At 49.4% G+C, this 11,251-nt stretch carries 8 protein-coding genes; 3 read left to right on the top strand and 5 right to left on the bottom strand.

Features of this window, described 5'->3' with window-relative positions; genetic code table 11:
* The first annotated feature begins 17 nt into the window (after window positions 1–17).
* The 3 genes from NK638_RS10290 (at window position 18) to xseB (ending at window position 2,558) form a co-directional block, all read left to right on the top strand.
* Window positions 18–347 (top strand): hypothetical protein, encoded by a 330-nt coding sequence (locus tag NK638_RS10290; RefSeq protein ID WP_274632953.1) that lies wholly within the window; start codon window positions 18–20, stop codon window positions 345–347.
* A 330-nt stretch (window positions 348–677) separates the two neighbouring features.
* On the top strand, window positions 678–2,240 hold the full coding sequence (xseA, locus tag NK638_RS10285; protein ID WP_274632951.1) for an exodeoxyribonuclease VII large subunit: 1,563 nt from the start codon (window positions 678–680) through the stop codon (window positions 2,238–2,240).
* A 60-nt stretch (window positions 2,241–2,300) separates the two neighbouring features.
* Window positions 2,301–2,558, top strand: a complete 258-nt coding sequence (gene xseB / locus NK638_RS10280; RefSeq protein ID WP_105246137.1) for an exodeoxyribonuclease VII small subunit — start codon at window positions 2,301–2,303, stop codon at window positions 2,556–2,558.
* Window positions 2,559–2,568: 10 nt separating this feature from the next.
* Here xseB and pncB read toward each other — a convergent pair whose 3' ends face one another.
* From pncB to NK638_RS10255, 5 genes are all read right to left on the bottom strand, one after another.
* On the bottom strand, window positions 2,569–3,792 hold the full coding sequence (gene pncB, locus NK638_RS10275; protein ID WP_192992890.1) for a nicotinate phosphoribosyltransferase: 1,224 nt from the start codon (window positions 3,790–3,792) through the stop codon (window positions 2,569–2,571).
* A gap of 287 nt (window positions 3,793–4,079) precedes the next feature.
* The gene (gene msrAB / locus NK638_RS10270; protein WP_446739832.1) at window positions 4,080–5,768 is read right to left on the bottom strand and encodes a bifunctional peptide-methionine (S)-S-oxide reductase MsrA/peptide-methionine (R)-S-oxide reductase MsrB; all 1,689 of its coding nucleotides are present in this window, start codon (window positions 5,766–5,768) and stop codon (window positions 4,080–4,082) included.
* 380 nt (window positions 5,769–6,148) lie between these two features.
* Window positions 6,149–7,051 carry an ATP-binding cassette domain-containing protein gene (locus NK638_RS10265; RefSeq protein ID WP_274632952.1) on the bottom strand — a complete coding sequence of 301 codons (903 nt, stop codon included), beginning with the start codon at window positions 7,049–7,051 and terminating at the stop codon, window positions 6,149–6,151.
* A 65-nt stretch (window positions 7,052–7,116) separates the two neighbouring features.
* Window positions 7,117–9,060 (bottom strand): glycine betaine ABC transporter substrate-binding protein, encoded by a 1,944-nt coding sequence (locus NK638_RS10260; protein ID WP_274632949.1) that lies wholly within the window; start codon window positions 9,058–9,060, stop codon window positions 7,117–7,119.
* A gap of 381 nt (window positions 9,061–9,441) precedes the next feature.
* Window positions 9,442–10,896: a coniferyl aldehyde dehydrogenase gene (locus tag NK638_RS10255; protein WP_274632948.1), complete on the bottom strand. Its 1,455-nt coding sequence runs from the start codon at window positions 10,894–10,896 to the stop codon at window positions 9,442–9,444.
* Window positions 10,897–11,251: the final 355 nt, after the last annotated feature.

Below are 11,251 nucleotides of genomic sequence, written 5' to 3'. Positions count from 1 at the left end.
CCGCTTTTGGTGCCACATTGGCCGCCGCACTTGCTTTGAGCGCCTGTCAAAGCACCCCATCATCACCGGTCATTCAACGCGCCAACGCTACCTACGAGACCACGGGTATCGCCGATACAAAAGTTAAAGCACAACAAAACGCCATCGATAGCGCTCAAAAAACATGCCGCAGCAAGCAAGTAATTATCATTGAGGACACAGTCAACTACAATGGTATCTTGGATGAGCGCACAGGCCGCATGGTTGGACAAGCTGGCGCGGTGCTCGGTAGTATCTTTGGTACCGGTTCACCAGATTTATCGCGTGATGACGACTATGAATACACCATCAGCTTTCGCTGCCAATAACGTGATGGTGCGTAAACACAGCCGCTAGCCACTCGCCAGCCCTTCTGTTTGTCACAGCATTTATGCAGCAGATCGGTTGGCTTCTCTTTTTGTAACTGCGCTTTTGAGGTAAACTATCATCAGCTTAAAACCTCAAGCGATACACGCAGCGCTATTTCGCGGATTGTCAACTTGCCTTGCTCTCTGATTGATAGGGTTGGTTGTTTTTTTGCCGCGTTTTTTGCCGCATTGCTTTTTACAATATGGTCTCTTTGGTTTTGATAGCAACCATTTTATACCTTTTTGTCCCACTTTATACTTTTATGTCTTAGTCGGCTTTGGTCTCCTATTATGCGCAAACCCAATCTCTCAAATATCAAACAAGCCAAAGTCCTAGCCCCTGCCAAAGACTTGGCGACGTTAGAAGCTGAGCTTGCTGAGCAAGAAAACAGCCTAGAAGTCAGTTTAGAAGACACGGTGCTGCGCTTAAGTGACTACTTGTCGGCGGTAGAGATGGTGGTAAAAGAAACCTTTAACCATCGCGTGTGGGTGAAGGCTGAGATTCGCAACTTATCGAGCAAAGGCGGACATTATTATTTTGAGTTGGCCGAAAAAGATGACGATGGTAAGGTCGTGGCCAGCTGCCGCGGCAACCTCTGGCGCTTTAAGGCCGCCCGCGTTTTGGCGAAGTTTGAGCGCGCAACGGGCATGCCGCTTGAGCGCGATCTGACCGTACTGCTCAAAGTATCGGCAGGTTTTCATGCGCAGTATGGCTTTTCGCTCACGATCGAGGATATCGATCCAAGCTACACGTTAGGCGATTTGGCGCGGCAATACGCTGAGATGGTCGACCGCTTAACGGGCGAAGGACTCCTGCACCTCAATCAGCAGCTACCGACACCGTTTGATATCGAGCATGTGCTGGTCATCGCCCCCGAAAAAGCCGCAGGATTGGGCGACTTTCAGGCCGATGCAGACCGCTTAGCCAGTACCGGTGCTTGTCAGTTTCATTACCATCATGCCACCTTTCAAGGCAATCATGCGCCAAGCGAGATTCGCCAAGCCATCGTCAGCGCTCAGCAGCAATTCCAAGATACCTATCAGCGTTTGCCAGATTTATTAGTAATTATCCGCGGCGGCGGTGCGGTGGGCGATTTGGCTTACTTAAATGACTATGAGCTGGCAGCATTGGTGGCTGAGCAGCCTCTTCCCGTGTGGGTCGGCATCGGTCATGAGCGGGATAAAGTCATTCTAGATGAGGTGGCGCATACTAGCTTTGATACGCCATCAAAAGTCATCGCAGCGATTATCAGTCATCTGGCTCAGCTCATTACCCAAACGCTGCAATACCAAGCACAAATCAAACAAGCGGCCATACAGCAACTCACGATGGCTGAGCAAAAAACGTCACGACAATTGAGCCATATCCAATCACAAACCATCGGTCAGCTGACCGCACTGCGAAAAGACAGTGATTATGCGTGGCGTAGCATTCAGCAAAGCGCCCAGCGCCAAGTTAAGCAAGCCGCCAGACTCACCAGCAATCTGCGCGCGCAGACTCAATCCTTGGCTTATCAGCAATTAGCAGCCGCTTCTACTTATAGTCAAAACTACCAAAAAACAGTGATACAAACCGCCCAGCTGCGCGTCATACAAGCGCAGCGTAACAGCGAGCATCTGCGCGACATTGTCCTTTTACACCGTCCTTCTCGTGTGCTCAAGCAAGGCTATACCATGCTCACTGATGCCAAAGACAAACAAATTCTGACCAGCAGCACGCAGCTTTATCCTGAGCAAGCCATTCATATCGTCTTAAAAGATGGCAAAGCACAGGCGCAGATTGTTGAGATTAAAGACAATCACAAGAGGACAGAATCTGCTAATACGCTAACCGAATCAGACAACAACGTTTAAGAACTAATTACTTAAACCCTATTATCTACCAAAACCATTACCAGAGCTTAGGAAAACCTTATGACTACCCCGACTCGCCGACGCAAAAAAGCCGCCCCAAAAACTTTTAAGGCGGCTTACGATATTTTAAAAACCAATGCCGAGCAACTACAGCAGCAAGATGAACCCGATATCGACAACCTTATGACCACGGTCGAAGAGTCAATCGCGGCGTATCGTGTCTGCGAAACCCGCATCAATGCCGTACAGCAAGCGCTAGATGCGGCGTTTGCTGAAGAAGGTCGCACAGAGAGTAGTGATCAAAATAGCAACCGCTAGTGGCGCTTTATTATGGCGTATCCACCTCAAACACTTGGCGAAGATAGGCAAGATAGGTGTCATTATTAATCATGGTCTTGCCTGGGCTGTCAGACAATTTTGCCACAGGCTGACCGTTACACTCGACCAGCTTTAGCACGATATTGATTGGGGTGATGCCCATGTCATTGGTCAAGTTGGTGCCGATGCCAAAGCTGGTTTTGATACGGTCTTTAAAATACTGATGCAGCTCCCACGCTTTGTCCAAATCCAAACCATCACTAAAAGTCAAAATCTTAGTCTTAGGGTTTATCTTGAGCTTTTTATAATGCGCGATGGCCTTGTCACCCCACACATAGGGGTCGCCGCTGTCGTGACGCAAGCCATCAAACAGCTTGGCAAAATACAAGTCAAAATCACGCAAAAACGCATCCATACCGACGACATCTGTCAGCGCGATTCCTAAGTCGCCGCGATACTCATGGACCCACGCTTCCAGCGCCGCTTTTTGTGAATCGCGCAAACGCACATCCAATGCCTGAAATGCCTGCATAAACTCGTGCGCCATCGTACCGATCGGCGTCATTCCCAGTTTTTTTGCTAGATAAACGTTTGAGGTGCCGCCAACTATCTTTGGGGCAGCCTTGTGTAGGGTCTCCACCACATGCGCTTGCCAAGATTTGCTAAAGCGGCGACGCGTACCAAAATCAGCCACGATAAAAGGCGGTGTATCGGGGCTATAGCTGCTTTGCTCGGCTGCATAATGATGCAGTAGCTCAACTTTGGCGTCTAGCCGGCGCTGGCCTTCTGCCAAGACTTGAGCGTCTGATAAGGCACTAAAATACAATTCATTGACAATGGCCAAAACAAACACTTCAAAAAACATTGCCTGTATCATCGGTCCTTCGATATCGATGCACAGTCTGTCTTTTTCATCGGTGCTGACAGTGATAAAACGGCGCTTGAGCTTAAACAGCTCGAGATAATCGACGAAGTCTGAACGAATAAAGCGCAAACCGCGCAGATATTCTAATTCATCTTCCGAAAACCGTAACTCGCACAGACTATCTAGTTGCTGCTCTAGAGCGTCTTTGATATCGGCTAAGGGATAGACAGTATCCTTATTATTGCGGCAACGAAAGCGATAAACCCCATGCGTCTGTGGAAACTGATGCAGCATGGCTTGGAGCATGGTGAATTTGTACAAATCGTTATCAAGTAACGAGGTAATAATAGGTGCATAGGTAACGGTCATACTATGGCCTTAGAAACACAAAAATAAAAAATAACGTCACCTAATACTCAAAGCGACACAGTATATAATATGATAAACAACCAGATATGGCGCACAAACAGCACGTTTGCAGCGCGCATTCATCAGTCGTCAAGTATAACGAAATTTGCTGCCTTTTTCAGAGTTCCTGCTTTCTTGGTGCTTTTATTAATGCGTGCCCTCAATTTAATTGATAGTCAGCTAATAGTCAGCTAAATGGGTCAAAAACAGCAAAACATTTATAACACTGTACAACGCTGTCGATACCACTACGACGTAATCAGTTTGACCAAAGGCGCATAGCCTGACTGCGGCATCACATCGACGGGGATAAACTGCAGCGCGCCACCATTGATACAATAACGTAGGCCGCCACGATCCTTTGGCCCATCGGGGAACACATGGCCCAAGTGTGAGTCCGCGACCCGCGAGCGCACCTCGGTACGCACCATATTAAACGCTCGGTCTTCGTGCTGGGTAATCACTTGCATATCGATGGGCTTGGTAAAGCTTGGCCAACCGCAGCCTGACTGGTACTTATCAGTAGATAAAAACAAAGGCTCGCCCGAGACCACATCGACATAAATCCCAGGAGCAAACAAGTCATCATACTCATGACTAAACGCCCGCTCTGTTCCTGCCTGTTGAGTGATATTGTACTGAGCTTTGGTGAGCGTCTGCTGTAGCGCACTTTTATCAAACCCAGCATAACGCTTGGGCTCTAGCGCTTCTGCGACGGTGCTGACAGGCGCAAGCTTGGGTGGTGCCGTACTCTCAAGCTTATCATCGGCAAGGCTGAGATCGACATGACAGTAGCCATTGGGGTTTTTTGCCAGATAGTCTTGATGATACATCTCCGCCACATAAAAGTTGTCTAACGGCTCATTTTCGACCACAACTTTTTGCTTATATTGGCTCTGTACTCGCTTTAGCGCCGCGTCGATGACCGCTTTATCGTCTTGATCGGTATAATACACCCCAGTACGATACTGCACACCGCGATCATTGCCTTGTTTGTTTAGGCTGGTCGGGTCAATGACGCGGAAATAATACTGCAAAACCGTATCAAGATCTATCTTATCAGCATCATAAGTGACTTTTACTGCTTCAGCATGCCCTGAGCCGCGAATGACCTGCTCATAACTGGGGTTGGCAGTATCCCCATTGGCATAGCCTGATAGCGCATCGACCACGCCATCGACACGCTCCATATAGGCTTCAACACCCCAAAAGCAGCCGCCTGCCAGATAGATAGAGCGGGTATTGATGGCGTTGCCTTTGTCATTATAATACACCCCATCTTTTTGCTTGATGGTTTCAATCTTGCTATTGCTGGCTGCCGCTTGGGCGTTTGCAGGCTTGCTACTGCCAGCCTTTAGCTCGGCAAAGTCGTTTTCGGCATTGTCCGCCAGCGCATATGCTTGCTCGGTCGATATATTACCTTTGACTAAGTGTACCAAGTTGCCGGTTTTATCCAGTATCGCCCAGCTTGGATAGACCTGCACGCCAAGCTGCTTGATGATAGCGCCAGAAGGGTCAGTCAATACCGGTAGTTTGGGATACTCTGACTGCACGCCTGCATACCATGAGGCAAACTCACCCTCAGCTTTCTCATTGAGATGACCAGGACTTGCCATAGTGACTACGTTTAAACCAGAGAACTTAGGATCAAGGCGCCACACTTCGGTCTCGGCCAGCGTGCCCAAACACAGTGGGCACCAGCTCGCCCAAAACTTAACCAAGGTCGGCTTATCAGGGTCGATCACTGCTGCGCCTGTCTCGCCCAGACCTGTGGTCAATTGCGGCAATGCTTGCATCTGCCCAAGCATGTCAGATGGCAGCATATCTCGTGAGCTAGTCACGCCGCTGTTTTGCTGACTGGCACTACTGCCAGCACTATTATCAGCATTACTCATTTGGCCGCAAGCCATCAGCAGCCCAGCGCTGAGCACCGTCATCACGCCATAGCGGCTGGTGTTTTTTAGGTAGCGTGATGGTTTTGAGTGAGGGGGCTGTTTTACTAAGTGCTGTGATGGGGGTTTGGCGGTAACGTTACTTATAGAATGGCTGGTACTTGACTGAACTTTGTACCAATTTAAGTGGCGTGGTTGATCGTTTTTATCGGTAGGCTGGTTTGACATAATAGATCCTTTAACTAACACTGCTATGAGTGACAGATATTTTTATAGTACGACCATCTCTGCCTAAACACAATTCAGACAATATTAAAAACAGCGGTTTCATATTGAGTTTTTGTTAACCGTTGTATCACCGATCAAACCCTACACTCTATCGTGCAAAATGCCTTTGCTGTCGATAAAAAACGCCAAAATCAGCATCACGACTTAGTGTGCATAAACTGCGCCACATAATCATCAGCAGGGTCGTGACGTAGCTGCTGCGGGGTGCCCGTCTGTACCAAACGACCACCGTTTAAGATGCTGATGCGTTGGCCGAGCTTGATGGCCTCATCGATATCATGGGTAATAAAAACGATGGTCTTGCTCAGCCGATCTTGCAGCTCCAGCAGCTGGTCTTGTAGCTGAGCACGAATCAGCGGATCAAGGGCAGAAAACGCCTCATCCATCAGCAAAATTGGGTTGTCTGTCGCCAATGCCCGTGCCAGCCCAACACGCTGCTGCATACCGCCTGATAGTTCGTCAGGGTAGCTGTGTTCTAGATTGGGCAGTCCGACTTCATTGAGCCAATGCCGTGCAATCTCATGTCGCGCTTTGGTACTCATCTTCCGTACCCGTAGGCCATAGGCGACGTTTTGTATGACAGTCATGTGCGGTACTAGGCCGAAATGCTGAAACACCATACTGACGGTATGCTGACGATACTGCTGCAGCGCTTTATCATTGAGCGTCAATATGTCGATAGCAGACGATCCTGCTTGCGCTGTAGTCTGTGTCTCCTCTGCTACTACGGTAGCAGGCGCGCGACTAGGGTTTATTGTATGTAGGCTGGTATCGACCCATATTTTGCCACAGCTTGGGTCTATTAGACGATTGATATGCCGTATCAAAGTCGACTTGCCTGAGCCTGAGAGCCCCATGATACAGTGCAGCTCCCCTGCTTTGATGGCGAGGTTGATGTCATAAAGCCCGACCGAATACCCTGTCTGCTCTTTGACCTCGGTACTGTCCATCCCTTGCGCCAATAGCGATAAAGCTACCTGCGCCTGTGCCGTGCTGGCATTATAAATCTTACTGATATTTTCAAGCTGAATATGGTTCATCATGGTTCTCGCTATGGGGTTTTTATGCGGTTTAGCACAGCTTAGCTCGATGTAGCCGCTACTTATCACCCTATCGGACGCTTGCCAGCATCGATGGTTTGTTGGCGGGCGCGCTTGCCTTGACCAAATGCCTGAGTGATACGATCAATGATAATGGCGACGATGACGATCGCGGTACCTGCTTGTAGCCCTTGACCGATATTTAGCGTTTGAATAGACTGCAGCACATCCTCGCCAAGACCTGGCGCCCCAATCATAGAAGCCAGCACCACCATGGACAGTGACATCATCACCGCTTGATTGATCCCCGCCATGATACTTGGTAATGCTTGTGGTAGCTTAATCCAAATCAGCAGCTGACGATGCGTACTGCCAAACGAGCGCCCTGCCTCGATCATCTCATGATCGACTTGGGTAATGCCCAGCGTCGTCAGGCGAATCAGCGGCGGCAAGGCATAAATGACGGTAGCAAACAGCGCTGGCACCTTACCAATTCCAAATAGCATCAGCACCGGAATCAAATATACAAAGCTTGGCATGGTCTGCATCACATCCAAAATGGGCGTGACTATCTTACGCAGTATCTTACTGCCCGACATCGCAATCCCGATCGGAATGCCAATCACCACTGTCACCAGCACCGAGACGATTAGCAGGGCAAAAGTATCAATCAGCGCGCCCCACAGCCCAAAAGCACCGATCAAAAACAGCCCTGCACCGCATGCCAAGGCAAACCACACCTTACGAACCGCAAACCACCCTAATACCATGACGAGTAAGATAAGCAGCCATGGCGGCATCGCGGTCAATAGCCGCTCAATCGGTAATAATAAATAAGTAAGTGCCAAAGTACTGATGGTACGAAACACCTCACCGTAGTTTTTTACCACGCTTGCCAAGGTATTATTGAGCGGGGTCTCAAGTGACCATGACGGGAAGCTCGATGCAAGGCCAAATGCGTGATTATTGATGCCATCATCATGAGCGATAGTGCTATCGTTGGCTGCCGCACCTGTGAGGCTAATACCTAACTGCGCTGCTAAATTGATGGCCGCTTCGTCAGTCACCCACGTACGCCAGACGTCTGGATGCTCGCGCAAAAACACCAACGCTTGCTCTTCGCCGCTACGTTTGTTTTCACTCATCTCTAAGATAGCGCCATTGAGCGCATCGGCACTAAACTGTACGTTATTAAAAACATCAACCAGCGCTGGGTGGGACGCTATAAACGGGGTGGAGACAGCAATCCCCAAAGGAGAAACGGGAAAGCCTGAGACGCAGTCAGCGCTGCCATCTGCGCGCAGCAAATCCTGCCAACAAGCATCATCGTGCGCAGGAAACTCAAGCGCGGCAAAGTCGTATTTCGCCATCAACCCTGTCGGCTGCCAGTAATAAAACAATAAGGGTTTGTGCTGCTCAAATGCAGACGATATCTCGGCATCAAGTGCCGCGCCCGTACCGGGGTGCACGTTGTTAAAAACACCGTCCAATCCTGTATTTTTTAGTAGCCGCGTATTAAACACCTCACAAGTCCAGCCAGAAGGGCAATTCATAAAACGAGCACTGTCTGGATCTTCTGGGTCTTCAAACAAATGGGCATACTTGGGCAGATCTTGGTAGCTGCGCAGTCCCGGATTTTCTTCTAGCACGTATTTGGGCACATACCAGCCTTGGGTTGCACCGCCTTTGAGTGTATCGCCGATGACAGCAACTTTATCTTGCGCAATGGCCTGCTCCATGATCGGTGAGCGCCCAACCCACTGCTCACCGATGACTTGAATATCGTCTTGCGACAGCGCGGTTTCGAGCGCAGGGCCAGCACCTGGCACCTCCTCGACCGCACACTCATAGCCATCTTCGACGATATACTTGAGTACCCCAGAGATAAACTGACCACTCTCCCATGTCAGCGCGCCAAATTTGACAGGTGATTGGCAGGCCGCCGAGGCTGCCACGGGCAGGAGTAATGTACTCATACAGAGTAAACTTAACGCAATCCATTGGCGCATGCTCATTCCTATTGATGATGGGTGCCGCTCGCCTATACCTACACGTAAGTATGAACGAATCTCTTGCGTCAGTAGCACGCATGAGCGATTGGCTTAAATGATAGGTTGCCGTTGTTTAGAGGTACTACAAAGTGTAGCGACTTCTCACAGAGATGACAAATGCTTATTGTTCACTACCCATGCGCAGTCTACCGCTATTTGGCCAAAAAAAAGCACCTACCTAGGTAGATGCATAAGTATGCTTAAAACGTGTCGCCATAAGGCTGTATCAGGCATGGCTACACTGAGCATGGCTACACTGAGCATGGCTACACTGAGCATGGCTACACTGAGCATGACTATATCAGACACAGTGACTTACAAGGCGACTGTGTTTGAGTGCTACTTTAAAAATAGAGCCATGGCTTTTTTAAACAGTCCACCATAAGGCGGTAGTAGTAAATTCATGCCGTTGAGCTTGGCCTGTACAAACACAGGCTTCATGTGACTAAGACGCTCAAATCCTGCCTTACCATGATAAGCACCGGTGCCCGAATCACCAACGCCGCCAAAAGGTAAGTCGTGCTGCGCCACGTGCATGAGGACCTCGTTGACACACAGACCACCTGAAACCGTGCGATTACGCACTTGCTCTATATCGCCTTGATGTTCGCCAAATACATACAAAGCCAGCGGACGCGGGCGCGAATTGACCAAGTGAATGGCATCATCTAGCGTTTCGTAGTGTATCAAAGGCAAAATCGGCGCAAAAATCTCATTTTCCATGACCTCACTGTCTAACGCAGGCTCCCGAACGATCACAGGCGGCATCAGGCGTGTTTCGCTGTTGGCCTCAATCGAGGTCAGCGCATGCACCTGCTCGCTTGGTAGCGCGTTCAAATAGCCTTTTACGCGCTCAAACTGCGCGCCATTGATGATGCGCGAGTAGTCAGGATTGTGCTCAATATCAGGATAGTGCTTATCCATCCAGTCTTTTGCCGCTTGGATAAATGACTCATGATAACGACGGGGAATCAGCACATAATCAGGGGCGATACAGGTTTGACCAGCATTTAGTGTCTTGCCCATCATCACGCGATTGACCACCGATTCCAAATTGGCATCATCCAAGACGATCACCGGCGACTTACCACCCAGCTCTAACGTCACTGGCGTCAGATTGGGGGCGGCGGCGGCCATGACTTTTTTGCCGACCGCTGTCGAGCCAGTATACAGCAGATGATCAAACGGCAGCTCACTAAAAGCCACCGCGATATCGACCTCGCCCAGCACCACACATATCATATCGGAGGAAAAATAACGAGCCACAGCATCGGCGAACGTCTGCGCAAACTTTGGTGCCGCCTCACTCATTTTAATCATGATTCTATTGCCAGCAGCGAGCGCATCTATCATCGGGCCTACGGCCAAAAACAGCGGATAGTTCCAAGGCACCATGATGCCGACCACCCCTAACGGCTGCGGCTGGATTTCGTTATGGGCTGGCATATACAGTGCCGAGATCGGCGCACGCTGGGGCTTCATCCATTTTTTGCCGTGTTTTTTGGCATGACTAATCCCTGTAAAACTCGGGAACAACTCAGCAAACTGCGTCTCAGACTCACTACGATGGCCAAAGTCAGCGCTGATTGCACTGGCAAAGCTGGCTTGGTTGTCGCTGAGCATCATTTCAAGGTTATCCAGCTGCGTCTCACGCGTGGCCCAGTCGTTTATCGGCTGCGTACGGCTCAGCGCTTGTAGATGCTCAAATTGCGCTCGCATCTCTTCGGCGGTGTGCGCGATACTAGAGGTTTGGTGCGGCATATGCTCATTGATATTTTGGGTATTGTCTGTCATGTCTCTTCCTTGTTATATGCGTTGGGACTGATATACTTTTTTGGGCGAGCGGCGCTGTATCTCTATCGCACATCCTGCCTGTCTTTGTCTTCAGCAGACCCAACCAAAATCCGTCATAAAAAACAGTCATAAAATTGTATCCCTTACGCTTTGTAGACGCTTCGACGGGCACTTTAATGTAGCGCATCGCCTGAGCAATGAATAGCTTTTTAAACTGACTAGTGCGTTTTTTTAACAGAGCAAAAGTCATCGCTTACGCCGCATCCAAACTTTTTAATTTCCAAATTTTTATTTGGTCGGCATCTAGGGTGTGTCCTCATTTTAAAAATGGCGATAAAAATGAGATAAATCGCCG

The sequence above is a fragment of the Psychrobacter sp. A3 genome (assembly GCF_028823565.1).
Taxonomy (GTDB): Bacteria; Pseudomonadota; Gammaproteobacteria; order Pseudomonadales; family Moraxellaceae; genus Psychrobacter; species Psychrobacter celer.
This window is presented reverse-complemented; position numbering and strand designations above follow the sequence as displayed.